Annotated in this window: 21 protein-coding genes, 1 tRNA gene and 2 rRNA genes; 9 read left to right on the top strand and 15 right to left on the bottom strand. The window is 51.6% G+C overall.

Annotated elements, in window-relative coordinates:
- Window positions 1-7: 7 nt before the first annotated feature.
- Complete coding sequence (nadE, locus tag K0H79_RS07950) at window positions 8-838, bottom strand: ammonia-dependent NAD(+) synthetase (protein ID WP_220067532.1); 831 nt, start codon at window positions 836-838, stop codon at window positions 8-10.
- A gap of 109 nt (window positions 839-947) precedes the next feature.
- Here nadE and K0H79_RS07945 point away from each other — a divergent pair, with 109 nt between their 5' ends.
- Together K0H79_RS07945 and K0H79_RS07940 are read left to right on the top strand one after the other, a co-directional pair.
- The gene (locus tag K0H79_RS07945) at window positions 948-1,775 is read left to right on the top strand and encodes an AraC family transcriptional regulator (protein WP_220077893.1); all 828 of its coding nucleotides are present in this window, start codon (window positions 948-950) and stop codon (window positions 1,773-1,775) included.
- A 3-nt stretch (window positions 1,776-1,778) separates the two neighbouring features.
- Window positions 1,779-2,462, top strand: a complete 684-nt coding sequence (locus K0H79_RS07940) for a LysE family translocator (RefSeq protein ID WP_408733373.1) — start codon at window positions 1,779-1,781, stop codon at window positions 2,460-2,462.
- Between the two features lie 179 nt (window positions 2,463-2,641).
- On the opposite strand, the gene K0H79_RS07935 is transcribed toward K0H79_RS07940, so the two are convergent.
- Together K0H79_RS07935 and K0H79_RS07930 are read right to left on the bottom strand one after the other, a co-directional pair.
- The gene (locus tag K0H79_RS07935; protein WP_220077892.1) at window positions 2,642-3,976 is read right to left on the bottom strand and encodes a sigma-54 dependent transcriptional regulator; all 1,335 of its coding nucleotides are present in this window, start codon (window positions 3,974-3,976) and stop codon (window positions 2,642-2,644) included.
- The gene (locus tag K0H79_RS07930; RefSeq protein WP_220077891.1) at window positions 3,976-5,523 is read right to left on the bottom strand and encodes a HAMP domain-containing sensor histidine kinase; all 1,548 of its coding nucleotides are present in this window, start codon (window positions 5,521-5,523) and stop codon (window positions 3,976-3,978) included. The genes K0H79_RS07935 and K0H79_RS07930 overlap by 1 nt, the downstream gene beginning before the upstream one ends.
- A 428-nt stretch (window positions 5,524-5,951) precedes the next feature.
- Between K0H79_RS07930 and K0H79_RS07925 the strand changes: the two genes are divergently transcribed.
- Together K0H79_RS07925 and K0H79_RS07920 are read left to right on the top strand one after the other, a co-directional pair.
- A complete protein-coding gene (locus K0H79_RS07925; protein WP_220077890.1) occupies window positions 5,952-6,650 on the top strand; it encodes a hypothetical protein in 699 nt (232 codons plus the stop codon).
- Window positions 6,651-6,762: 112 nt separating this feature from the next.
- Complete coding sequence (locus K0H79_RS07920) at window positions 6,763-7,104, top strand: hypothetical protein (RefSeq protein WP_220077889.1); 342 nt, start codon at window positions 6,763-6,765, stop codon at window positions 7,102-7,104.
- 201 nt (window positions 7,105-7,305) lie between these two features.
- Here the strand turns inward: K0H79_RS07920 and K0H79_RS07915 are convergent, their stop codons facing one another.
- From K0H79_RS07915 to K0H79_RS07905, 3 genes are read right to left on the bottom strand one after another with little or no spacing between them, the layout of a single operon-like run.
- Entirely contained in the window at window positions 7,306-8,805 is a 1,500-nt protein-coding gene (locus K0H79_RS07915; RefSeq protein ID WP_220077888.1) for an ABC transporter permease, read from the bottom strand.
- Window positions 8,799-9,476: an ATP-binding cassette domain-containing protein gene (locus tag K0H79_RS07910; RefSeq protein ID WP_220077887.1), complete on the bottom strand. Its 678-nt coding sequence runs from the start codon at window positions 9,474-9,476 to the stop codon at window positions 8,799-8,801. The genes K0H79_RS07915 and K0H79_RS07910 overlap by 7 nt, the downstream gene beginning before the upstream one ends.
- A 2-nt stretch (window positions 9,477-9,478) precedes the next feature.
- A complete protein-coding gene (locus K0H79_RS07905) occupies window positions 9,479-10,333 on the bottom strand; it encodes a putative selenate ABC transporter substrate-binding protein (RefSeq protein WP_220077886.1) in 855 nt (284 codons plus the stop codon).
- A gap of 175 nt (window positions 10,334-10,508) precedes the next feature.
- Here K0H79_RS07905 and K0H79_RS07900 point away from each other — a divergent pair, with 175 nt between their 5' ends.
- Both K0H79_RS07900 and K0H79_RS07895 read left to right on the top strand, forming a co-directional pair.
- Window positions 10,509-11,183: a response regulator gene (locus tag K0H79_RS07900; protein WP_220067523.1), complete on the top strand. Its 675-nt coding sequence runs from the start codon at window positions 10,509-10,511 to the stop codon at window positions 11,181-11,183.
- A 2-nt stretch (window positions 11,184-11,185) separates the two neighbouring features.
- The gene (locus tag K0H79_RS07895) at window positions 11,186-12,535 is read left to right on the top strand and encodes a sensor histidine kinase (protein ID WP_220077885.1); all 1,350 of its coding nucleotides are present in this window, start codon (window positions 11,186-11,188) and stop codon (window positions 12,533-12,535) included.
- A gap of 25 nt (window positions 12,536-12,560) precedes the next feature.
- On the opposite strand, the gene K0H79_RS07890 is transcribed toward K0H79_RS07895, so the two are convergent.
- Window positions 12,561-13,253, bottom strand: coding sequence for a 2OG-Fe(II) oxygenase (locus K0H79_RS07890; protein ID WP_220077884.1), 693 nt, complete (start codon window positions 13,251-13,253; stop codon window positions 12,561-12,563).
- Window positions 13,254-13,365: 112 nt separating this feature from the next.
- On the opposite strand from K0H79_RS07890, the gene K0H79_RS07885 reads away from it, so the two are divergent.
- Together K0H79_RS07885 and K0H79_RS07880 are read left to right on the top strand one after the other, a co-directional pair.
- Window positions 13,366-14,622 (top strand): HD-GYP domain-containing protein, encoded by a 1,257-nt coding sequence (locus K0H79_RS07885; protein WP_220077883.1) that lies wholly within the window; start codon window positions 13,366-13,368, stop codon window positions 14,620-14,622.
- 122 nt (window positions 14,623-14,744) lie between these two features.
- A complete protein-coding gene (locus K0H79_RS07880) occupies window positions 14,745-15,050 on the top strand; it encodes a DUF3135 domain-containing protein (protein WP_220077882.1) in 306 nt (101 codons plus the stop codon).
- 3 nt (window positions 15,051-15,053) lie between these two features.
- On the opposite strand, the gene corA is transcribed toward K0H79_RS07880, so the two are convergent.
- From corA to K0H79_RS07855, 5 genes are all read right to left on the bottom strand, one after another.
- Window positions 15,054-16,001, bottom strand: coding sequence for a magnesium/cobalt transporter CorA (corA, locus tag K0H79_RS07875; RefSeq protein ID WP_220077881.1), 948 nt, complete (start codon window positions 15,999-16,001; stop codon window positions 15,054-15,056).
- Window positions 16,002-16,105: 104 nt separating this feature from the next.
- Window positions 16,106-16,459, bottom strand: a complete 354-nt coding sequence (locus tag K0H79_RS07870; RefSeq protein ID WP_220077880.1) for a hypothetical protein — start codon at window positions 16,457-16,459, stop codon at window positions 16,106-16,108.
- A 467-nt stretch (window positions 16,460-16,926) separates the two neighbouring features.
- On the bottom strand, window positions 16,927-17,268 hold the full coding sequence (locus tag K0H79_RS07865) for a cytochrome c3 family protein (protein WP_220077879.1): 342 nt from the start codon (window positions 17,266-17,268) through the stop codon (window positions 16,927-16,929).
- Window positions 17,269-17,336: 68 nt separating this feature from the next.
- Entirely contained in the window at window positions 17,337-18,995 is a 1,659-nt protein-coding gene (locus K0H79_RS07860) for an FAD-binding protein (RefSeq protein WP_220077878.1), read from the bottom strand.
- 175 nt (window positions 18,996-19,170) lie between these two features.
- The gene (locus tag K0H79_RS07855; protein ID WP_220077877.1) at window positions 19,171-20,412 is read right to left on the bottom strand and encodes an OprD family outer membrane porin; all 1,242 of its coding nucleotides are present in this window, start codon (window positions 20,410-20,412) and stop codon (window positions 19,171-19,173) included.
- Between the two features lie 412 nt (window positions 20,413-20,824).
- On the opposite strand from K0H79_RS07855, the gene K0H79_RS07850 reads away from it, so the two are divergent.
- Window positions 20,825-21,544, top strand: coding sequence for a FadR/GntR family transcriptional regulator (locus K0H79_RS07850; RefSeq protein ID WP_220077876.1), 720 nt, complete (start codon window positions 20,825-20,827; stop codon window positions 21,542-21,544).
- A gap of 483 nt (window positions 21,545-22,027) precedes the next feature.
- Here the strand turns inward: K0H79_RS07850 and rrf are convergent.
- The 3 genes from rrf to K0H79_RS07835 all read right to left on the bottom strand — a co-directional run bounded on the left by rrf (window position 22,028) and on the right by K0H79_RS07835 (window position 25,512).
- Window positions 22,028-22,143 (bottom strand): 5S ribosomal RNA (gene rrf, locus K0H79_RS07845).
- A gap of 124 nt (window positions 22,144-22,267) precedes the next feature.
- Window positions 22,268-25,161: ribosomal RNA gene (locus K0H79_RS07840) — 23S ribosomal RNA — on the bottom strand.
- Between the two features lie 275 nt (window positions 25,162-25,436).
- Window positions 25,437-25,512: transfer RNA gene (locus K0H79_RS07835), tRNA-Ala, on the bottom strand.
- Window positions 25,513-25,590 lie beyond the last annotated feature (78 nt).

Raw genomic sequence — 25,590 nt, 5'->3', positions numbered from 1 at the left:
CTTTTTTTCAATCGTAGATAGTAGGTATGGGCTGACGCTTGTGCTGGGTCGCTTTGTAAATACCCACCAGCTTGTCTTCAACCGACTTGGGCACCTCTTTACCTTCGAGAAAGTCATCAATCTGGTCGTAGGTCAGTCCCAGTGCTACTTCGTCTTCCAGACCCGGGCGATGGCATTCAAGATCAGCCGTTGGGGCCTTGATCACCAGCACTTCCGGGGCTCCCAGATGACTCGCTATCTGCCTTACCTGGCGCTTGTTGAGGCCAAAAAGTGGTGCCAGATCGCAGGCTCCATCGCCCCACTTGGTATAAAAACCGGTAATATTTTCGGCACTGTGGTCGGTTCCCACCACCAACCCACCGGTGAGACCGGCGATTTCGTACTGGGCAATCATGCGCATTCTGGCTTTCACGTTGCCTTTGACAAAATCCACCTTGCTGGTTTCAGGCAGTTCAAGACCTGCAGCTTTAAACCCGGTCAGGGTTTCAGTGTGTATGCCATCGCTGCCACTGCCCACGTTTACAGTCACCAGCTTGCTTGGCTGAATAAATTCACAGGCCATTTGCGCTTCATGCTCGTCTTTTTGCACCAGATACGGCAAACGGACCGCGATAAAACGGTATTGTTGGCTGTCGGTTTCCTGGTTGAGCTCATTGACTGCCAGTTGGCACAAGCGTCCGGCTACTGAAGAGTCCACCCCGCCGCTAATCCCCAGTACCAGGGTTTTGCTGTGGGCTTCACGCAGCTTGGCCTTGATAAACGCTACCCGGCGCTGCACTTCAAAGTCTGGCGTAATGGCTTTGAGTACCCGCATTTCACGCAAAATTTGTCCTTTCACACTTCACTCCGCTGTCGCAAACAAAGCCCGAACCCGCTGCAATATTTTTCTAGCGCGCGGCCGGGACCGCCCCGTAAACTGGGGTAAATTGTTTCATATCAGGTGGCAGATGCAACAGGAAATTATTGATTTCAGGCAAAGTCAGTCGCTGGCAGGCGCAGAGCTCAGCCGCGCCTGTTATCAACATTTTGACTTTGGTCGCCATGTCCACGAAGACCTGCACTTAGGCGCCGTTGTCCGTGGGGCTCAGGCGTTCAATCATAAGGGGACCGGACATACCCTCAGCCGGGGCGATGTATCTACCTTAAGCCCCGATGAGTGCCACGATGGGGTTGCCGCATCTGACGCGGGCTATGAGGTGCTGGTATTGTCGCTGCCTCAGTGGCATTTGGACAGGATAGCGGTAGAGCTGGGTGTTACCTTTGGGGGATTTTGCCAGCCTAAACGCGAGGATATGGCGCTTTACCAGGCCTTTGTGTCTCTGCACCGGCTGCTTTATCACGGCGAAAATCCCTTGCTTGAAGAAACCGCGCTGCTGGATTTCTTTCAGTGCCTGCTGGGTCACTCTACGGCATCTGAAAAAGTCAGCAACACAGGCACAACCAATGCCGGATTAAGCCACGAAATTCGCCTGGCCAAAGCGCTGATGGCCGACAGCCCAGAGCCCGTGACGCTTGAGCTTCTTGGCGAAATAACAGGGCTCGGTCGCTACCGGTTGCTGCGCCATTTCAGGGCACAGACGGGGCTAAGCCCCCACCAGTGGCAACTAAGGCTAAGGCTTGAACGGGCCAAAAAAAGTCTGATGCAAAATAATGACACTTCGCTGACTGACATCGCCCATCAGCACGGTTTCAGCGATCTGAGCCACTTTAATCGCCACTTTCGGGTGGCCTTTTTAACTTCACCCAGCGCCTATCGCCGCGCTATCAGGAATTAATAGATGTTGGACTTCACCCTCCTTGGCAGCATCGCCGTCATTCATGCCATAGCGCTGGCAAGTCCGGGGCCGGACTTTGCCATTATGCTTAAGGTATCTCGCTATCAAACCCGCGCTGTTGCCATGATGACTGCGTTGGGCATTGCTGCGGCCATTTTGGCCCATACCCTTGCCAGCCTCACGGGCCTTAGCCTGCTTATCCACACTACCCCCTGGCTGTTTGGGGCGGTGCAGGCGCTGGGCGCCGCTTATCTGGGGTATATGGGGTTGGGCGCTTTGATATCGGTGCGAAAGCAGTTTTTATTGCGAAGGGAGCTGCCATTGTCATCGCAGTCAACGCCAACGGATGCACCGCCAAACCCAGATTCCATGCTGAGCACTGCAAAGGGCTTTCGCTTGGGTCTCTACACCAACTTATTGAATCCCAAGGCTTTGGTGTTTTTCCTGACCTTGTTTTCTGCCATGGTGGGCCCCGAGGTAAATAGCGCTACCCGGATGGCGTTACTGGTGCTGATGTTTGCCCTGTCCTTCGCCTGGTTTGGACTGCTCGCGGTGCTGCTCACAAAAAACAGCAGTCAGCGCGCGCTGGTGCGCCTGGGGCCCATTATTGATCTGGTGACGGGTGTGCTCTTTTTGATGGTGAGTGTGGCCATACTTTTCGGGTTGGCCACCGAGTATGTGGGATAAGAAAGCTAAGCACCTGATCCTTTTCCAACGCTGGAAATAAAGCATCTTGAACAGGAAGCTAGGGGAGGTGCGCATAAGTCATGAGCTTGCTCTGCGTGAGGACTTGTTCGCACCTTCCTTAGCCCTGTGATACGCGAGACGGGTATAAACGAACCCGGCTCGCGCATTCTCATCGGGAACTACACCAGACGGTGCTTTTCCAGGCGGTACAAAAACGCTTTATAACTCATGCCCAGCCATTTGGCTGCCTTGGTGCGGTTTCCATCGAAGCGGGCCATGGCCTGAGACAAACAGCGGGCCTCAAAGGCCTCCCACTCGATACCTTCATCTGGTAGCTGCAGGCCCTGCTCTTTGGACGAATGCTCGCTTTCCTGCATCAACTCCTCTTCATCGCCGAGCAGCACAAAGCGCTCGATACGATTGGACAGCTCACGCACATTCCCCGGCCAGCGATAGTCCAGCAAAAACCGCATGGCGGTGGAGCTGATTTTAGGTTGGTCAAATCCGTACTGACTGGCATGCAGTTTCAGGAAATGCTCCACCAGGCGGCCTATGTCTTCCCGGCGTTCCCGAAGCGGCGGCATCAGCACAGGCACCACGTTCAAACGGTAAAATAAATCTTCCCGAAAACGACCCTCGGCGACTTCAAGACGCAAGTCCCTGTGGGTGGCGGCAATCACCCTCACATCGAGCTGCAACTCTTTTTGGGCCCCCACCCGGGTGATGGTGCCTTCCTGTAAAAAACGCAGCAACTTGGTTTGCTGCAGCAGTGGCAGCTCACCTATTTCATCCAGAAACACCGTGCCGCCATGTGCCGCCTCCAGCTTGCCAAGCTTCAGTGCCGTGGCGCCGGTAAAGGCCCCCTTCTCCGCCCCAAACAGCTCGGCTTCGGCAATGTTTTCGGGGATAGCGCCACAGTTGATGGCGATAAACGGCATGTGAGCGCGGCGGGACAGTTGATGCAAGGCCCGAGCTGCCAGCTCCTTGCCGGTGCCACTCTCGCCGCCAATAAGCACAGTGGCATCTGTGCCGCTGATACGGCTGATTCGGTCAAACACCCCTTGCATGCAGGGCGCCTTTCCCACCAGACCCACCAGGGATTGTTGCTCCGATAAGGCCAGACTCAGCGCTTTATTTTCTTTTCTCAGCGCCTGTGACCGCGCCACCTTGGAAATGGCCAGCAGCAGAGCCTGGCGCTGATAGGGCTTGGTGAGATAATCGTCCGCCCCGGCCTGAATGGCATCCACCGCATGGGTGATGGTGCCGTAAGCGGTGGCCATGATAAAGCCGACGTCGGGAAACTCGCGTTTGACGTAGTTGAGTAAATCCATACCGCTGAGCTGCCCCAGTTTCCAGTCTGAAAACACCAGATCCGGGGTATCCGTTTTAATGGATACGATGGCCGCCTCAACACAGTCGGCCTCGCGCAGTCGATAGCCTTCCGTCCTGAGCATACCCACGATAAGCTCACGCTGGCCGGGCTCATCTTCCACTACCAAAATACTGAGCGCCATCAAGCCTCCTGCTGTTTAAAATGCACTACAACCCGGCTGCCGCCTTCATCGAGACGCGTAAATGTCAGGCTGCCGCCATAATGGCTCGCCAGCAGCCGGCTGGCAATGTAAAGCCCCATCCCCGTGCCCTCGGGTTTGGTGGTGACATGGGGCTGGCCGAGCCGTTCAATCAAGTGCTCGTCCATGCCGACCCCCTTGTCTGTTACGGTGACGAGTAACTCCCCCTGTACTGCCTCCACATCAATACCGAGCCAGGGCGTATTGCTGTCAGCCTGGGCTTCTACTGCATTGATGATAACCGCATGCAGGATACTGCGAATTTCCGACTCCATCCCGGGCAGCCAGTGCTCCCGGTCAAATCCGGTCAAGTTGAGTTGCGGCTTGAGTCCGGCCACCGACAGCTCAAGCAGTATATCCTGCACCACCGCATTGAGCGGAATGGCACGGCTGCGGTCCACTTCGCTGGATGAGAGGGTCAGCAAGGATTGTATGTGCTTGTCCATCATCGCAATTTTTTGCTGTATTTGACCAAGCTGCACGGCTCTTGCCGCCGCATCGTCGGTGTGACTCTGGTTTTCGGCAAGCAGTCCCAGCGTATGCAGCGGATTACGCAGACTGTGTGCAATGCCGCGGGTGATTTCGCCAAGCTCCACCAGGTGCTGCTGACTGGCCATTTGCTGCTCACGGGCACTGAGCTGCGCGAGTTTGTCGCTCATGGCATTAAAACCTTCGAGCATGGTTTTGATTTCATCCACACCCCGGGGGGTCACCTGATAGCCAAGCTGCCCCTCACCGAGCTTACGATGACCCGTGGCGAGCTCGCTCAGTGGACCGCTGACGCGGCGACTCAGCCAATACACAAACACCAGCCCAAACAAACTGCTGGTGAGGATAAGGGCGAACATCCACTCTCTGAAACGTGTCAGTGCCTCAGAGACATTGCTTTGATTAAACTCGATATTTTTGCGCTCTACCCGGCCGCCATCCAGCTGACGTATGATGGTGACCTTGCCGTTATTTTGCACTGCCGGCCGAATTTCTATGGTGCTCAGAGACTTGTGCAGTGCCTGCTGATATTCCTTGGCGAGGCTTTCACGGGTGCGGGCCAGTTTCTCAAGCTCCCGACTCAATGACGCCAGTATTTGCTGGCGGTGCTGCTCGGCAGCCTCATTTTTTTCCTGCTCTGCCATCATGGCCTCAACCTCGGCCATGGCCCGTTCAAGCTCATGCTGGTGCATTTCAATGAGCTGTGCCTCAGAGGGCACGTGTCGGCGAATGTCTTCGATGGTCAGAGCAAGCTCAGCTTCCTCAGGAATGGCGGCCACTTCTGCAATGGCGGCCACTTCAGGCGCTTTGGTAACAAACCGCAGGTTTTCATCCAGATCTTCAACGACTATGTCCACCAACTGACGGGACAGCGCCACCGAGTCCTCACTCAAGTCCGACTCCAGTTGCCGTTTCAACGCCTCACCAATCAGTAACTGGCTCAGTCCAAGCAGCAATATCAGGCCACCGAACAGTAAAAATAAATAATGTCGAATCGACATTGACTAACCCCCGGGCAAATACGCCCCTTGTGATGACAGGAATCCAGGTTCCCAATTTATCAAACACAATTAAATTCAAATTCAATGCCAGCCTTTCCCGACTCTACCGCTCAACTGAGAAGAAATATTTTTCTATAGAAATCATGAGATAAGTTAATACAGCACGCCGGTAACGTCCAGCTATCGGCTCCGGGTCGATGGGATTTCCCGATATGGGTAAACCCAGCTCCCGATATCGGGGAACTGAAACAGCGATGAGTGAAGGCGCATCAGCAAAAACCCTTGATTTTAAGAGTTTTATCCAGGTTGGCACAACTTTCGCCGTAGTGAGGGAAGAATGGGCCACAACCGGAACGGGAACCTGCACAGCCATACCGTTCGAGCCCCATTGGCAATCTCGTCTTGATAGCATCATAAGGAAATTTGCAATGAACAAACCTGTACTCCGCCCCCTGAGCCTGGCCGCTGCTGTCGCTGCTGCCCTGTGTTTTACTGCCATTGCCGCACCGAGCAGCATTCCAGACGTACCGGAAACGGCCGCGCCGGCCAAGGCGTCTGAGGTAATGCACCACAGAGTCGAAATCAAAAAGTCCCATCCGGATCAGGTCTTTGTCAGTGTCATGAAAGACGGCGATGAAACCAGCTTTACCCTCAAGGGCGATGAACTCAAGGATGAAGCCCTGATAGACAACAAGCTTGCCGCTCTGGATGACGATACCCGCGCTGACATCATCAAAACGCTGAAATCCCTGAACGATGGCAAAATCCGGGTGATAGACAATGAAGGGCGTGAGCGACTCAAAACACTCACGCTGGCACTCAAAAGCCGCGAGCATGAAATGACAGCACGCAGCCACGCATTGACAGAAATGGGTGACGATATCGCCAAAATGGGGGAAGAAATCGAGGCGTTGGTCATGTCCAGCGTGCAGCAGATTGAGCTTGATGGCGATGGTCACCGCACCATAGTGCTGCATCAGGCCGCAGGAGATGAGAACGCAGTGGAGCTGCGCCATTTCTCTGTGGACGAAGGCGCAATGCGCTTCAAGATGCTCAAAGACTTGCTGGAGGATGCCGAGCTGACTCAGCCCCAAAAAGACGAACTTAAGGCACTGCTCACAAACTAGCGGTAAACCAGCAGCAGTTTAAATCATGGATATGTGATGCAGCTTAAAGACGCCTTCCGGGGATGGGGTTAAGCTTGCCTCACAATCCATACTGATTTGTTAAGGTGTCCCCATGTGGTGGCGTATCATACTGATTGTGCTGGCCTGTTTATTAACCGGGGCCCACTTTTTACGCTTTGGAAATCATTTGGCTGCGGCCGCTTTTGCCCTGGCACCGCTACTTTGCTTTGGTCGGGTAATGGCGTTGAGGGCATTGCAACTGTTGCTGGCAGCGGCGCTCGTGTTGGTGTGGGGTGTGGCAACCTTTGATTATGTCAGTTTGCGTATCGCGGCAGACGCCCCCTGGCTGCGCCTTCTGGCCATTATGTCAACGGTTATGCTGTTTGTGGGTGTGGCATCCTGGAGCGTTGAAGGACTGATTGCCAAAAAACGACAGCGCACCTTGTATCGTTAGCCCTTTACGGCGGAATGACCGTCCGACTCTACCCAATTACGCAGGAACAAAGGTTCACCAGAAGGGTAAGTATCCATTCGGTAACGGGAATGACGATTTTCATTTGGCGTCATTCCCCTTACTTGATCCTAATCCCTTAATCCCTTATTCCCTTAATCCCTCAGTCCCTTAATCACTTTCTTCCATATCCCTTTGCCAGCCTCAGCATCGCTCGGTTTTATGCATCCCCTGCCCCAGCACCCGGCGGGCAGCGGCGTCCACAAACACATTCACCATGGCGGTTATTCCCATCAGCACCAAGGCACCGGCAAAACGAATTTCGGAAAAGTTACTGTCGATATAAAAACCAAGGGTCGCCACCCCTAACATGCCGAGAATGGCTGTTTCCCGCAGGATAACTTCAAAGCGATAAAACAGCAGGGCCATCATCCCGGGGTAAATGGCTGGCAATACGCGATAACCAAAGCCATCGAGTCCACCCTTGTCTTCGTCGCGCACTGGCACGCGGTTTGCGCTTCTCGCAGTCAAAAATAAAATCAGCCCCGCATTGTGCAGCGCCAACGCCAGCATCGCAGGCAACATCGAAGGGCCAAGCAGCAGCATAAAGACAAAGGCGAGGATGTATTCCGGGATAGAGCGCATCAACAGCAGTGAAAGCGTACTGGTGCCAGACAAAAGTCGGCCGGACAGGGGCTTATATGCCAGTGGCAATAAAAAACACACCAGCAAGTGCGTCATCCCAAGCGCGCCCAATGCCAGCACCAGCGTCGCCATAATACCGGGCAGAGCCTGAGACAGGACTAAACCTCGAAGCCAGCCCAGGGTGTCGGCAAGTGCTGCCCCTAACCCCAGGTCACCCAGTTGCCACTGCCGCAAACCGTGGGGCCAGATATCTTCGCTGATAAAACGCCAGATAAGGCTGCCATCAAGCCCAGCGGCCGGGGGCAAAAAATACACCGCGGCAACCACATAAAACGGCAGCAGCCATCGCCTGCACCAATATGACAGTGTGCCTATCAGCAAAATAAACAGCAGCAAAAGCGCGGCGCCTTCGGAGTAGTTACCCTGTTTAAAGGCACTTTCCAGATGAAAGCCCAGGGTTGGCATGCCCACGAATCCGAGCACCGCACTGCTTCTCAAGGCACACTCGAATCGATAGCGGGTATAAGCCAGAAGCTCTGGTAAAACATGGGCAACCTTGCCATAGAGCCACCGGCTCAGAACGTCGGTTCCGCCGGGGAAGGTATCGGCCGTGTCTTTGGGGGCGCGGCAGAGAATATCGTGGAAGACCCGGGCAAAGGTGGTGCCGTAAGGCAGCGCCAACGCCAACACGCCCGTAACCGGCGACAGGCCAAACAGTTGCAGAAACAGCAGCGCCCAGAATATCTCGTGAATGGCGCGGATAAAGGCGCAGCCTGCGGCGACCAGAGGATGGTGATACACCAGCGACAATGGCACCCCGATAACCAGACCAAGACTTATCCCCAGAAGCGCAAAGCTCACCGTTTGCCAAAGCGCATCAATCAAGTGCTCAGTGGCAAAAAAATCCGGCGTCATAAAACCCGCGAGCATACGCCCCAGCTCATTCCAGGGTTCGAGGGCAATAACTTCGGTGTCTGCCAGCAAAAAGGCGCAAAAACACACCAGCCACAACCCCAGGGTCAACCGCTGCCAACGGCCGATAAATGCCAGGTTCAGCATTGTGCCTCTTCGTTTTTCATCCCCTCGCCATAGAAGGCATCGAGGTCGGCCAGGGTCAACGCCGAAGCTTGGGAATCCAACACCAGTTGACCATCTTTCAGCCCCAGAATACGGTCAAAATGGGTTAATGCCTGATGGCGATTGTGAAGCACCATCACAACCGCATCGTGACTGCCTATGATGTGCTGGATGATTCGGTCAGCCATGGCGGGGTCGAGTGCCGATACCGGCTCATCGCCCAAAAATATTGGCTGGCGCTGGTAGAGTGCACGACCAATGGCGACCCGCTGCCGCTGCCCACCCGATAAGCGACTCACCAGTGTCGATGGTGCCATGTCCAATTCGAGGGTATGACACAGCGCGCTCACCTCAGCCAAAGGGGCCTTGAACGGGCTAAGCAGATTGGCAAGGTTATAGAGCCCGTTGTGGCGGGCCAAAGCGCCCATGTAGATGTTGTGATACAGGCTCAGGCTATCCACCAATCCCTGAGACTGGGCACAGAGGGCTGCCCTGTTTTTCAGCTGACGGTGAATGTGTGCCAGCAGCGTGGATTTACCGGCGCCGGAGGCACCGATAATGGCAACCTTTTGCCCGGAATGTAAAACGACCGAGAGGTCTTTGATGACCTCCCGGCCGCCGTAGTCCAGCGAAAGCCGGTCAATAACCAGCATGATCAGTCAATCAGACCAATGGCTTTGGCTACGTCTTCCACAGGTTGGAAGTCTTCATTATCGGCTGGGACGAATGACTGACGGGGGAAAGACGCCAGCAAATCGGGATCTTTCATCTCCAGCAGCGCCTGGGTTACCTTAGCTTTAAAACCATCGCCAAAACGCGTGTCCAGGTCGCCACGTACGGTCCACTGATAGTCTGGGTAAACCGGGCTTTCCCAAACCACCTTCACCTTACTGGTGTCCACCTTGCCGGCTTCCACCATGGAATCCCACACCTTGTAGTTGACTGCGCCCACCTGATATACGCCAGCCTCGACCTGAGCCACGGTGCGGCTGTGATCGCCCGAGAAGCCAACACGCTTGAACAGGTCTTCCGGACGCTTGCCCAAATTACGCTCAAGGAAGAATTGCGGCATCAAACGGCCAGAAGTTGAGTCTTTGGAGCCGAAGGTAAAGGTGTACCCGCCGATGGCCGGAAAGTTTGCACTGCGGTCAAGGCCGGTGCTGTGGTGGGCAATAAAGTAGCTTTTGAAGAACTGGTCTTCATACCCCTGTGCGATAGCCTCAGAGCCCGGTACCAAACGGCGGGCCTGTACACCGGACAAGCCACCAAACCAGGCCAGTTGAACCTGATTATTTCGAAACGCCGTAACCGCTGCGGAGTAGGATTTTACCGGCACGTATTTCACCTCAACACCCAGCTGGGCTTCGAGATAATTGGCCACCTTTTCAAATCGGGTACGCAGCTGGCTTTCATCCTCATCAGGGATAGCAGTAAAGGTAAAGGTTTCTGCCATAGCGGCAGGGGCAAGGACAATAAGCAGCGGCGCTAAATATTTTCTCAGGAGTTTCATTTTCGTCTATCCGGGCAGTCAAAGTGCGCAGATTGTAACGTATCTGCAGGCACAGACAAAACAGTTGCGGTTACCGGTCAGCGTTCATTAAGAATATTCGTCATAGAATCGGGTAAAATTTTTACAGTCAATTCGTTAGCGCGTAAACTGACCCAAATTTCTTCGGGAGTTATTCATGAGAATTCTGGTTGTCGAAGACGATCCTTTATTGTCGCATCACCTTAAGGTTCAGCTGAGTGAACTGGGCAATCAGGTGCAGGTTGCCAACACTGCACAGGAAGGCTTTTATCAAGCCACCAACTACCCGATTGATGTTGCCATCATCGACTTGGGTTTACCGGATCAAGACGGCATAGCACTCATCACCCGTTTGCGGGATGCCGAACTCAAGGCACCCATCCTGATCCTGACCGCACGGGTGAACTGGCAGGACAAGGTCGAAGGCCTCAATGCCGGTGCCGATGACTATTTGGTCAAACCCTTCCAGAAAGAAGAGCTGGTCGCCCGTCTGGACGCCCTGGTACGCCGCAGTGCGGGCTTTGTGAAGCCACGCATTACTTCAGGCTCGCTGGAACTGGACCTGGCCGCCAAACAGGTTACGCTTGACTCAGAAGTGCTTGAAATCACGGCATTTGAATATCTTATCCTGGAATATCTCATGCGACACAGTCATGAAGTCGTGGCCAAGCAAAGACTACTTGATGTGATATACGGTGACAAAGAAGGCGACCCGAACACCATCGAAGTCATGGTCAGCCGGCTGCGTAAAAAGCTGACCCGGGACGGCATGGATAATCCCATAGTCACCATTCGTGGCCAGGGTTATAAATTCAACCTGCCCTGTAGCTGATGATGCGCTTTAAGTTAAAACCCAAACGCCGCCTGCTGACAAGGATGTATCTGACATCCTTGTCAATTATTACCCTCGTGGGTTTTGGCCTGGCATGGATGGTGAACATTCTGCATGCCCAAAACTCCTATAACGAAGAAACTGCGCAGCTGATTGCCGAAATCCCTCAGGTGGCGGCAGAGCTTCGGGAGCATGATCTCATCCCTGACACCAGCGCCTGGCTTGAAGAGAACCGCAAAGGCGAACGCTATGTGATGGCAAGCTGTGACGACAGATTCAAGCAGGTGTGGACCTCGGCAATGGCCGTGGACAGAGGCCTGTTTGACACCTGCGAACGCTTTGCCGACATCAAAAACGACTCCCCTCCCTATTACCTGACCCTATCCGACAATCGTGGCTACTACATCTACATGCTGTCGGTGGAAATCGCCAAAATTCATTACAACCTGCTGGTGATGAAGGATGCCGAAAAACTGGAGCAGGAGTACGATAAATTCAGCCGCCGTACCTATATCCGCCTTGCTCTGGTGCTGGTGCTGGCCCTGATTTTGTTGGTCAGTGCGGCCTACTGGGGAATGCGTCCGCTGGTGCGAATGCGCGAGGAGCTCAAGTCCATTGCCGATGGCAAGGCCAAATCGCTGTCTGAGGGTTATCCGGTAGAGCTCGAAGGGGTAACTCAGGCACTGAACCAATTGCTGCAGCAATCCTCCGCCCAGCAGGAGCGTTACCAGAATGCGATGAACGACCTGGCGCACAGCCTGAAAACCCGCCTCGCAGCGGTGCATGCCATTTTGGATGACAGGGCATTGCATCAGCAGGAGGTGAGCGAGAAAGTGATGGAACAGGTAAGCCAGATGGATCATCTGGTGAAATATCAATTGAAACGGGCCATGCTGGGCCGTAAAGGCCTGAAACAGGAACAAACCCAGCTGCTGCCGCTGGTCAATCAACTGTCGCAGATGCTGTTCAAAATCTATCGCGATAAAGACGTCCAGTTTTCGACCCGGATCCTGCCGCTATTGCAATTCCCGGGAGATAAAGGGGATCTGATGGAGCTGTGTGGCAACCTGATGGAAAACGCCTTCCGGCTCTGTATTTCGACTGTACGCGTGAGCGCTGAAATTAACGACAAGGGCGAATTTGAACTCAGGGTTGAAGATGACGGCCCGGGCGTCGCGGAAAGCCTGCGACAAAAAATCCTTGAGCGGGGTGTGCGCGCCGATACCCATAGCCCTGGTCAGGGTATCGGCCTTGCTGTATGCCACGAGATAGTACAAAGCTACAACGGCACCCTGACCATTGAAGAGTCCAACCTCGAAGGCGCCATGTTCAGGATCCGCATCCCACTTTAAACCGTGGTTTTGAATCCTGAGCCTGTTATCCCACGGCGTAGAGCTGCTCGGCGCGGTTGAACATGACCCACGAGGTGGCGATATATTTATCGCCACTGACGGGGACATTGCCTCTGTGGGTGTGCGTAAATCCGGCCGGCGCTATCACCATGGTGCCTTTCTGTGGCTTGAGCTTGCGCCCCTGATAGAAAAACTCTGTCTCGCCGCCCTCTTCCACATCATTGAGGTAAAACATGTAAAGCACCACCCTGTGCAGCGCTTCGTTATGTCCAGCCTGGGGGAATTGCTCCGAGTGCCAATGGGGATAGCCCCCTTTCCCTTTGGGGTATTTTTGCACATTGATGGTGCCGCTGCGGTACAGGTATTTCACCAGTGCATCCGCCCTTGGGTGTCCAAGCTCGGCGTAATTGTCAGGATTTAGCGTAACAGGCTGGCCCTGATTGTCTGCGACTTTGACCGCCACCGCCCCCATCAATGCCATGGAATACTTATCAAAATAATCGACCGAGCCCTTCAGGGCATGACTCAGCAGTTCATTGCGAAGGGGAATAAGGTCAGCAAAGGAGTCCAGGGTCAGATCCCGGCTCAGCTTTTTCTCAATATCCACACCATTGCCCGTACGACCATCCACCACGCCGGAATGTTGCTCCAAGGTGGAGATTAAACGGTCACACAGTTCGCCGGGTATCGCATTGGGGTAGACTTCAATAAAATCCATGTCACACTCAGAGTAATTTCTTGTGGTTTGCTATGCTGACATGCCAGTTAAGTAATTGTAAAGTATTACCATTGGGCTAGACTAACCCCACCCGGACTCTCACAGACCCACTATGAGTAAAAGTTGTAAGGTTCACGTCAACCAACTTCAGGTTGGAAATTTTGTTCGCCTGCCTGTTGCGTGGAAGGATCACCCTTTTTTATTCAACAGTTTCCGTGTCAAACAAGAAGCACAAATTCAATTGATCCGCAGCCTGGGCATAGAGCATGTCTTTGTCGATTTGGACCGTAGCGACGTGATGCCGCTGCAGGAGCAATCTGTCTCCGTCAGTGCGCCGTCAAAGGATCTTGCCCCGCTGATTGACGAGCTGGACAAGAAAAAACAGGAACAGATTGAACAGCTGAAGAAGATGCGCCGGGAGCTTGGCAAAACCGAACAGGAATTTGATCGCTCCCTGGCTAAAATGCGCAACCTCATCAATAAGCTCAGAAGCCGTCCGCTGAATGCCATCCAGGAAGCCGAAGAACTCATCCAGGACATCACCCGCCAGCTGCTCGCCAATGAGAACCTGGTGTTACATTTGATGGGCGATGCGAAAAAAGATGATGGCTTTTACTATCACTCTCTTAACGTGGCTGTACTTTGCATGTTGCTGGCCAAGGAGCTTGGCTGGGACAGAGCGGATATCGAGGCCATAGGGATGGGGGCGCTGTTTCATGATGTGGGAAAACTTAAGGTGCCCGCACAAATTCTAAAAAAACAGGCCGATTTAACCACCCCGGAAATCAACTTTATCAAACAGCATCCAAACTTTGGGGTGGAGTTTGTCAAATTAACCGACACCTTTCCCGAGGCGGCTCTTCCCGTTATTACCAATCATCACGAGTTTCTCGATGGCAGTGGCTACCCCAAAGGCCTTAAGGCCAAGGAACTCTGCCCTCTGTCGCAGTTAGTCGCGGTGGTAAATGAATACGATACCCTGTGCCATCCTGACAATATCAGCAAGGCAAAGACCCCCTATTCAGCGCTGGGTTATTTATTTAAGAACTACAAGGGCAAGCTCAACAATGATTTTGTTGGTCAGCTTATTCGTATGCTTGGGATCTACCCGCCAGGCTCTGTGGTGGAGCTGACAAGCGGCCAGTTTGGTATGGTGATGGCGGTAAACATCAGCAAGCTGCTGTTCCCGCGCATCATGGTTTACGATGCCCTGGTGCCCAAAGATCAAGCCCCCATCATCGATCTGGAAGCAGAAGGACTCAGCATAGTGCGCTGCCTGCCACCGGCGGCCCTGCCCGAAAAAATCTTTAACTATTTGAATCCAAGGGAGCGCGTGACGTACTTCTTTGGTCATGAGAGTAAACGCTGATTGGCTTATAACCTGCGAGAGCCAAGGCTTTCGCATTTATACGCAAGTTGTCTTGCCCCTGCCCGCCCCTTTGTCTAGTGTGAAAGTGTATTCCTTTGCCGCAAACGCGAAAGGGGGGCACCATGACACCCTTACCCGATTTCGATACCTTGAGATGGATGGCGGACAACGAGCCGCAGGCCCTCGACGAGTTACGGGATAAACTCAACCGGGAAGTCATAGACGGCTCTGAAACCAATAAAGCACAGCTTGAATGCCTTATCTACGACCTCGACCGTCAACTCTCCCGCTGCACCAACCCTTATCACAGATGTGTTATTGCCACGGGCTTGATGCGAAATAAACTTCACACTCTGCAATGCGTCATCAATGAACCCGACTTTCTCGAACGGTCCTGCGCCGAGATTATTCCCCTGTTCAAGGCCTGAGGCTCACAGCCAACGTTTGCGCTTAAAGAAGAAATAGGTGCCGGCGGCACTCGCCAGCATCATGGCGATGGCCATGGGATAGCCATACTGCCATTCGAGTTCGGGCATGGTGGTAAAGTTCATACCGTAGCTGGATGCAATTAGCGTGGGAGGCAGAAACACCACAGCGGCAACCGAGAAGATTTTGATGATTTTGTTCTGCTGCAAACTGGTAAAGCCCATGGCCGCATCCAGCAGAAAGTTGAGTTTATCGAAGATAAATTGGCTGTGGGGCATCAAAGACTCGATATCTGAGAGCATCTCCCGCAAGTCTTTCATATCGTCATCTGAGAGTTGTCCCCGGTAATAACGCTGCATATACCTCAGCGAACGCTGGGTATCGAGCAAACTCAAGCGGATTTTACCGTTGGCGTCTTCCTGAATCGTGATGAGCTTAAAGACATCATCCAGCTCCTGGCTCTCAAATACTTCTTCACCTACGTTTTCGAGCACGGTGTAAACGTCTTCAATCAAGTCAGAGAGGTAATCCACCTTGAGATTGAAAAGCTCGATAAACAATTCCTGAGGTGTAGCTACTTCAAGGCGCCCAAGGCGAAGATAGTTTCGCAGGAGCCGAATAAGACCAACATCTTCTTCACGGATGGTCAGCAGGAATTTGGTGCGTAAGTTGAAGGACACGTTCACCGCGCGAACGTCTTGCCCAACTCGCTGCGGGAACAGGGAGTTGATGTGCAAACCGTCGCTGTTTTGATAGAAACGAGCCGACGCCTCGATTTCGTTAATGTCTTCTTCGTCAGGTAATTCTTCTACCGAAAACCGGGCGAGCCACTCGCGCTCTTCATCTTCCGGCTTATAAAGGTCAAGCCACAGCGTCGATGGGGGAAGGCTGTCCTCAATGCCAAGTTCAAGAACAGTCAATTGACGATTTTCATAAACATAAGCAGTGATCATCGAGCCTTCCTTACCCGTTCACACGGGGAGTAACGTTAAACCGCGGCTAGTTTACCTGATAACCTTCGAATGAAAAGCATTATGGTCTGCTTTAAGGCATTGATTCAGTTCTGGTCGGAGCTGGAGATCATTATTCGCTCTTGAGAAGATAGCCTGATTTTAAGGCCATCCAGGGTTTCAAGTTCCGACTGGCCCAGGTTGCGCTTGCGAACCTTGAAGATACGTTCTTCACCCCGCTCAGGCGAAATGATAGTTACAGACAACACGCGATTGCCATCATACCAGCGCCAACCTAGCCACACAGAGCTCAGAAGGACCGTGGTAAACAGAATGCCAAGGGCGAGATAACGGACCAACAAACTATTGGCACTGACCGAGGGCATGACAGGCTTACGCTTATGAAACTTCATGTAAGCCGCAACAATGACGGCCAGAGTCAGCAGTATTTTCAGCAACATGGCAAATTCCTCACGGCAATGGCCATAGTCTACCCCAAGCATTCGGTTAGTTCTGTTAAGAAAGTCTGATATAGCCAGTTTGCGGTTGCCAAACAGCCCCCGGAGCAGTTCATTCCAAGCTTAAAGAAAACCTCACGAGGTCCGAAACACTACTTTTTAAACTGGATAACACCTGATGGGATAGTCCATTGCTGAAATTAGGCGCAAACGCTGCGCTGGTGCTGGTGCTGGAAATATTCAGCACAGAGAACAAATCTGCTCTGGCTTTATTAAATACTGGTAGATGGGAATAATTCATTTCAGGAAGTAAACACCTCTGGGTTCCATAGCCTCTCGATTAACGCCCCTCTATCAATACTGTCTGTCCGGGTGAAAAATATCGATAAATCCATCGGTTCACCAAAGATCAAAATAAAACCACCTGCTATGCGAGGTGGTTTTATTGAAGGTGGCATTACGCAAACTGATTAGGGTGTAACGAAATCAAACCTTAAATGACAGCCTTCACAGTAGTTTTCCGACTTTTTGTGAACATGGTGACACTTCGCACAGTCAGTTTCTGTACTGAAGTGGCGGTTATCATGGGGATTTGTTGGCTTAAAGTCTTTTGTTTTAGTGGCTAATTTCGTCGTGTTATGGCACTGGACGCATTTCAACATAGGCACAGCATCACGACTTTCGCCTTGGTGGCAACTGGCACATTTCATGCCTTTGGCCATATGAGTCTGGTCCAGTAACTGGTCTGCGGCGAAGGTACTGCCTGCAAACAGGCTTAACGCCAGCGAAAGAATAATAGTTAAGTTCTTCATGGGGTGATTCCCTTATTAATCCTGAAAGATACCTGATAATCAGGCTCCACTATTGATGACCTTAAGGCTTAGAGCTTGGCGACATACTTGCCGGTTAAGTAACCGAAGGTATAACAGCGCCCCAGAGACAGACCGAATACCGTTAATGGATAGTCCACACCACCATAGAATCCGCCTCCCATATTGCCGACGATGAATAAACCGCCGATTGGTTTACCATCTGCATCGAGGGCTTGATGGTTTTCGTTGACGAGTACACCCGAGGTAATGGCTGATAGACGCATGCGGCGGCGAATACCATAAAATGGTGCCTTTAACACAGGTGCCATTTTGCTTGGGGCTTTACCAAAGTCTTCGTCACGTCCCGTTTTGCACAGTTCGTTGTAACGGTTAACGTTTTTCACGAATGTCTTGGGATCACATCCGAGTTTCACTGCTAATCCTTCCAGGGTTTCTGCAACGAAGGTATTGATTTGTGAAGGGAATACACCTTTTTTCTCTGACGGATCTTCAGGCATGTAATTTTTCAATTCTTCCGGTGTATAGGCCTTGCCTGGCCAGTTTTTAGCTTGTTCCATATAGTCAGAATCGAAAACCTGAGAGTAACAGCCTTGATCAGCTTCGCTGCGCAGGTAGTTATTCATCAGGGACATTTCTACCGCTTCATTGACGAAACGTTCCCCTTTGCGATTTACCACCAGGAAGGGCATATCGCACATAGCCGCAGGCCCAGCATCAAAATCGTGAAGCATCTTGGTATGGCCAGCAGGTTCAATTACACCGCCCGCCCAGTACGCCATCACGAAGCCATCGCCGGTGCGGTCCATTTGCTTACGTTCGAAGTTCTTCAGATCTGGAATGAAGAAGTCGCACATGGCTTTGTTATTTTGGTAGTCACCAGCAGCCAAAATAACGCCCTTTTTAGCCATAAACTTATGGTATTTACCATCACGGTTTTGGGCGATAACACCAATCACTTTGCCTGTGGCATCTTGGATCAATTGGTTCGCAGGGGTGTTAAAGAAGAATTTAACGCCTGCTTTTTCTGCAGTTTTTGCCAGGGCGCGCATACCGTCACCCGCGGTGTAGGGTTTTGGGCCAAAGTAGGAAGTAACAAATTCCAGTGGGTACTCGGTAATCCCTTTGATGCCATGTTGCGGTTTAGTGCCTTGATCAACAACAGTTGCACCGCCCTTTTTAGCACGGTCGATAACCCATGAAATGGCTTCGCCGGAATTGTAAGCCCAACTTCTCAGTAACGCGGGATTACTGCGGTGGGCGTTGTCAGCCATTAAGCGGTTGATCAGCGCTTCGATGCCTGCTTTATCGCTTTTTTTGAGGTCCAAACCCGACCCCGTATTACCTTGGGCAACAACGATGGCCTGCTTCTGCAGAACGGCAACCTTTGCACCGTTCTCTGCTGCCGACAATGCGGCAGGAACGCCCGACGCACCGGCCCCCACCACAACCACATCGAAGGTTTGGGTCGAAGCTATTTCACTGTCCGGGATGGCTCTTGGTTTTGGCATAAATTCCAGGGTCGCATGGCCAATCTGTGCATACTCTTGGGTTTGTGCAGCAGAAGATGCGCTGACAGAACCTGTCAATCCCGCAAAGGCCAAGCCCCCGGTACCAATAGCAGCACGTGTCAGGAAGCTTCGGCGTGAAAGACCATTTTGGAGAACATTTGCGGTGTATTGGTCAATTTCTTTCGATTCTTTACTCATTTTCATTACTCCGTCGGCTATGTCGTAAGCGGATGTAGCACACCGAACAACGACATAAAATTTGGCCAAGGGTCTGTCTGGCAAACGGCTCGCGAGCCAAATGACTCAGGCCTAAAAAAACGGGTGTATTCAAAGGACGTCAATACACCCCGGTAGGCGCAAGGGAGCGCGCGGTTTAATGGCCTAAAGCGAACTTGTAGGTCAGGTAGAGGCGGAGATCGTTAAGATCTTCCTTCTGTTCAAAATCCACCAGTGCATAACGAGCCCTCACGCCTAAGCCCTCGAAGGCTCCGCCAAACTTGTAGGTCACTGAGAAGTCGGTTTCGGTAAAGTCATGCAGGCTTTCGGGAGAGTCATAGTCGCCGTAGGAAACATAAGCGCTGAGGCCTTTAGCACCAACCTGACCGAAGTCGTACTCCAGTTTCAAGGCGTTCACTGCTTCATTGGCGAGAGCAGATTGGTATACCTGTTGAATGACGACCTTGTCGTCACCCCATGGTGTCAGAACGGTGTCATCGCCGGTTTTGGCGTACATGTAAGTGATATTGGTGCCGGCAAACTTGGCGCCTAAGTGGAAACCATATTGATAGGTATCCAGTTCACCGGCAGATTTGTTGCCCGTTGCCTGTTGGTTGAGATAAGAAGGGGTGAAATACAGGTTGGCACCACCCAACTCGGTTGAAAGATTAGCCTTGGCATAGGTCTGCTGGAACACATCTTCCATATAGTATTGCCAGAGGTTGATTTGGGTTTTCACGGATTCAAATGGCAGCTGATATTTAGCACCAATGGCGTACATAGGATTGTCTTCTACATCCACCACATTGCCTGTATTCCGTTTAACTTCCGCTTTAACAGCCTCACTCACACTAATAAAGCGTTCATCGGTCCACCCCATTGAATCTGTGATGTAAAGTGCCGATAGCGTGAGATTGTCGATGCTATGATTTTCGGTGGTAAAGCCACGGAAGGTACGGGGTATGGCGCGAATATCATGGGGGTTCATCATAGGTGTGCGTAGCTCTTGGGCACCCAATCGAAATTGGGTATTCCACCAATCACCCTGAACATAATATTCCTGCATACGGTTAACGCTTTGGTGATCACCGTTGGCATCTCTACCGACTAAGTTGTAAACCGCATCAGACTCGTTTACCCAAATCGGGTTGGCAGACGCAAAGCTGGTACCAATACTCAAACCATTCACTTTGGCAGTGTGGTAATAAAACAGCCCGCCTAATGAAGTAGTATGCGCTGTGGTGGTATCCCCATCGAAATCTTTGGTGAAGTCTAATAGACGTAACTCACCTTTCACTGTGCCTTCACTGAACATCTTGTCGATGCTGGTATCGGCCATTGCAGGCGCAGCCAGTGCTGATAAAACAACCAAAGATAAATATGACATTTTCATCATCATCTCTTCCTATTATTCGTAGCCTGAAGCCATTTTCAGGCTTGCTGAACGTGGACGCTCACTCCGACGTCAAATGTATGACGTATGAAATATGACAACAATGGCGTCGTTTGAGATATGAGAATTGAGTTATGAAATTCGCTGAGATGTAACTTAGATCAACAAAAGCGGTTGTTTTTTAAGCTCTAATGTAGCGATTGATTGATGCCTGCGGTCTGCTGGTATTAATCCACAGCATTTTTATGGGATAAATTTAATAAATTCATATTTTTATGTGAATTTTGTGAAGAGTGACTCTGTGACAATGGCGTGGATTAGTCTAAGTTAATTTATATCTGGCTGATACCGACTGACATTCAGACATCAGCTTGATCCATGTTAAGATTTCGACCTAGTTATGATGTGAGATGACAATTTGAACTCGTTTAAACCAGTTAGGCAACTCAGGGCATCCACCGAGGTTGGACAGCAATTAAAAGAGGCCATTTTTGATGGCAGGTACAAAGCTGGAGATAAACTTCCTTCTGAGCGCGAGTTAATCGATCTTTTTATGGTTAGCCGTACAGTCGTCAGAGAAGCGGTAAAAATCTTAGAAGCGAGTGGATTAGTCGAAATCCGTCAAGGGGCCATGGGTGGCGCTTTTGTTAAACACCTGACCTTTGAGCGGTTAAGTGATGCATGCCAGGATTTATTACTGATGGGCAAAATGTCATTGCCTGAAATTGTACAAGCCCGGATCCTGTTTGAGCCGCAAATTGCCAGATTAGCAGCAATGAATTGCACCCAAGAGCTAGCCGAAAAGTTGTTAGCAGCGAATCAGCACGAAAATGACACCTTGCGATACCCTGAGACAGTATATCTACGTTCTCGAGTGCATTATTTGTTAGCGGAAATGTGTGGTAACCGCTTTTTGGAAGCGATGACTAAATCGCTTTTACTCCTACTGAATAAAGATGCCCTCAGATTTCAACCTCCAACCGATGAGATCCACCCACCAGGTATGCATAACGCCATTATTGAGGCTGTTATTGCCAAAGATGGGGATAGAGCGGAGGCTGAAATGTTGGCTCATCTGAAAGATTTTAACCAACGGGTAACTGAAGTTGAGCGTAAGTACAAACGGAACTTGCTCTAGTGATAGGCCCTTGGAGCAGCAGGTGCGTAAATGTAAAGAGTTAGGCTCGCTTGTCATGCAGGCTCTGAGCACTCGCAGAATGTGGGAGTGGCAGTTCAGATAAGACTCGGTATCTGCTGAAACCATCCCGTAAGCAAAAAGGCCACCCTATTGGGTGGCCTTTTTGATTTTGTTTGATTTCACCTTTTAAAGTGGAAACCAGAATTAGGCGCTTGGCAATGACCTACCCTCATATGGGGGCGGAAGGTGTTCGATTATCAAGCGTAGTTTGATGAGCATCTGGCTGCGAGCTGAGGATGGCGGAAGTGTCGATATAGAAGGAGCATTTATCGACTGATATCGGGCCTAGGCATGCAACACCGACATTAAATCGAAAAGTCACCTGAGATGAGCAATGCCAGACTTGGATCAGCAAGGAATAGAAATCTAGTCTCCAAACGCAAAAAGGCCACTCTATTGGGTGGCCTCTTCGACTTATTAGGCGCTTGGCAATGACCTACTCTCACATGGGGAGACCCCACACTACCATCGGCGCTGCTCCGTTTCACTACTGAGTTCGGAATGGGATCAGGTGGGACCAGAGCGCTATTGTCACCAAGCAAATTCGTTATGCCCCCGCTTCTCAGCAAGAACATGCAATTTAGAAAGCTGTTTGAGTTATCACTTCAATCAAGCCTGGTTTCTTCAAGACTATCTACACCATCTGAAACCCATCTGGGTTGTATGGTTAAGCCGCACGAGTCATTAGTACAGGTTAGCTCAACGCCTCACAACGCTTACACACCCTGCCTATCAACGTCCTGGTCTCGGACGGCTCTTCAGTGGACTCAAGGTCCAAGGGAAGACTCATCTTGGGGCTCGCTTCCCGCTTAGATGCTTTCAGCGGTTATCGATTCCGAACGTAGCTACCGGGCAATGCCATTGGCATGACAACCCGAACACCAGCGGTTCGTTCACTCCGGTCCTCTCGTACTAGGAGCAACCCCCCTCAATCTTCCAACGCCCACGGCAGATAGGGACCGAACTGTCTCACGACGTTCTGAACCCAGCTCGCGTACCACTTTAAATGGCGAACAGCCATACCCTTGGGACCGACTTCAGCCCCAGGATGTGATGAGCCGACATCGAGGTGCCAAACACCGCCGTCGATATGAACTCTTGGGCGGTATCAGCCTGTTATCCCCGGAGTACCTTTTATCCGTTGAGCGATGGCCCTTCCATGCAGAACCACCGGATCACTATGACCTACTTTCGTACCTGCTCGACGTGTCTGTCTCGCAGTTAAGCTGGCTTGTGCCATTACACTAACCACACGATGTCCGACCGTGTTTAGCCAACCTTCGTGCTCCTCCGTTACTCTTTGGGAGGAGACCGCCCCAGTCAAACTACCCACCAGGCACTGTCCCTAGTCCAGATTCATGGACCGAGGTTAGAACACCAACACTACAAGGGTGGTATTTCAAGGTTGACTCCACGAGAACTGGCGTTCCCGCTTCAAAGTCTCCCACCTATCCTACACATGTAGGGTCAATGTTCAGTGCCAAGCTATAGTAAAGGTTCACGGGGTCTTTCCGTCTAGCCGCGGGTATACGGCATCTTCACCGCAATTTCAACTTCACTGAGTCTCGGCTGGAGACAGCGTGGCCATCATTACGCCATTCGTGCAGGTCGGAACTTACCCGACAAGGAATTTCGCTACCTTAGGACCGTTATAGTTACGGCCGCCGTTTACCGGGGCTTCGATCATGAGCTTCTCTTGCGATAACCCAATCAATTAACCTTCCGGCACCGGGCAGGCGTCACACCGTATACTTCCTCTTGCGAGTTTGCACAGTGCTGTGTTTTTGATAAACAGTTGCAGCCACCTGGTATCTGCGACTGCCGTCAGCTCGGGGAGCAAGTCCCGTCACCAACAGCAGCGTACCTTCTCCCGAAGTTACGGTACCATTTTGCCTAGTTCCTTCAGCCGAGTTCTCTCAAGCGCCTTGGTATTCTCTACCCGACCACCTGTGTCGGTTTGGGGTACGATTCCTGCTAACCTGAAGCTTAGAAGATTTTCCTGGAAGCATGGCATCAACCACTTCGTCACCGTAGTGACTCGTCATCAGCTCTCGGTATATATGTGCCCGGATTTGCCTAAGCACACTACCTACCACCTTAAACACGGACAACCAACGCCGTGCTGGCCTAGCCTTCTCCGTCTCTCCATCGCAGTTAGCAGAAGTACGGGAATATTAACCCGTTTCCCATCGACTACGCCTTTCGGCCTCGCCTTAGGGGTCGACTCACCCTGCCCCGATTAACGTTGGACAGGAACCCTTGGTCTTTCGGCGAGGGGGTTTTTCACCCCCTTTATCGTTACTCATGTCAGCATTCGCACTTCTGATACCTCCAGTGTGGGTTACCCCTTCACCTTCAACGGCTTACAGAACGCTCCTCTACCGCGTACACGTTATCGTGTACACCCGTAGCTTCGGTGAATTGCTTAGCCCCGTTACATCTTCCGCGCAGGCCGACTCGACTAGTGAGCTATTACGCTTTCTTTAAATGATGGCTGCTTCTAAGCCAACATCCTAGCTGTCTAAGCCTTCCCACATCGTTTCCCACTTAGCAATTACTTTGGGACCTTAGCTGACGGTCTGGGTTGTTTCCCTTTTGACGACGGACGTTAGCACCCGCCGTCTGTCTCCCGGATAGCACTCTTTGGTATTCGGAGTTTGCAAAGGGTTGGTAAGTCGGGATGACCCCCTAGCCTTAACAGTGCTCTACCCCCAAAGGTGTTCGTCCGAGGCGCTACCTAAATAGCTTTCGAGGAGAACCAGATATCTCCCGGTTTGATTGGCCTTTCACCCCCAGCCACAAGTCATCCGCTAATTTTTCAACATTAGTCGGTTCGGTCCTCCAGTTGATGTTACTCAACCTTCAACCTGCCCATGGCTAGATCACCGGGTTTCGGGTCTACGCCTTGCAACTAAACGCGCAGTTAACACTCGGTTTCCCTACGGCTCCGCTATTCGCTTAACCTCGCTACAAAACGTAAGTCGCTGACCCATTATACAAAAGGTACGCAGTCACGGTCTCAAGAACCGCTCCCACTGCTTGTACGTATACGGTTTCAGGTTCTATTTCACTCCCCTCACAGGGGTTCTTTTCGCCTTTCCCTCACGGTACTGGTTCACTATCGGTCAGTCAGGAGTATTTAGCCTTGGAGGATGGTCCCCCCATATTCAGACAACATATCACGTGTGCCGCCTTACTCGATTTCATCTTTGGTTAGTTGTCGTGTACGGGACTATCACCCTGTACCGTTGGACTTTCCAGACCATTCCACTAACACCCCGAAGACTTAAGGGCTAATCCCCGTTCGCTCGCCGCTACTGAGGGAATCTCGGTTGATTTCTTTTCCTGAGGGTACTTAGATGTTTCAGTTCCCCTCGTTCGCCTCACTAAGCTATGTATTCACTTAGTGATGACACCTTATGGTGCCGGGTTTCCCCATTCGGACATCGCTGGCTATAACGGTTGTTACTACCTCACCAACGCTTTTCGCAAGTTACTACGTCCTTCATCGCCTCTGACTGCCAAGGCATCCACCGTATACGCTTAGTCGCTTAACCATACAACCCGGATGAGTTTCCTCACCGTGCTGTATTGCAACCAGCTGGTTTTCGATAGTTCATTTACATGAACTCGCCTTGAAGAATTTCCAAAACACTTGATTGAAGTGTTTGAGAACTCAATTTTTGTATTAACTAAATCCGAAGATTCAGTTTCTACTATCAGCTTTCCAAATTGTTAAAGAGCGGGCTTAAAAAAGCCAAAGATAAATTCATCACTTATCTTTGGCGTCTCTATCCTTGGGACTTACGTCCTGAGACTCACATATTTACAGTGGTGGAGCTATGCGGGATCGAACCGCAGACCTCCTGCGTGCAAAGCAGGCGCTCTCCCAGCTGAGCTATAGCCCCGTTTCTGCAATATGCAGTCTGACACAAATGCGTTGATTAAAAATCTCATTCAGGCGAGGCGGAAGCGGAGGACGTTTA

The sequence above is a fragment of the Shewanella sp. FJAT-52076 genome, from assembly GCF_019457455.1.
Lineage (GTDB): Bacteria > Pseudomonadota > Gammaproteobacteria > Enterobacterales > Shewanellaceae > Shewanella > Shewanella zhangzhouensis.
Note: the sequence above shows the minus strand (reverse complement) of the source record. Positions and strands in the feature narration are given on the sequence as shown.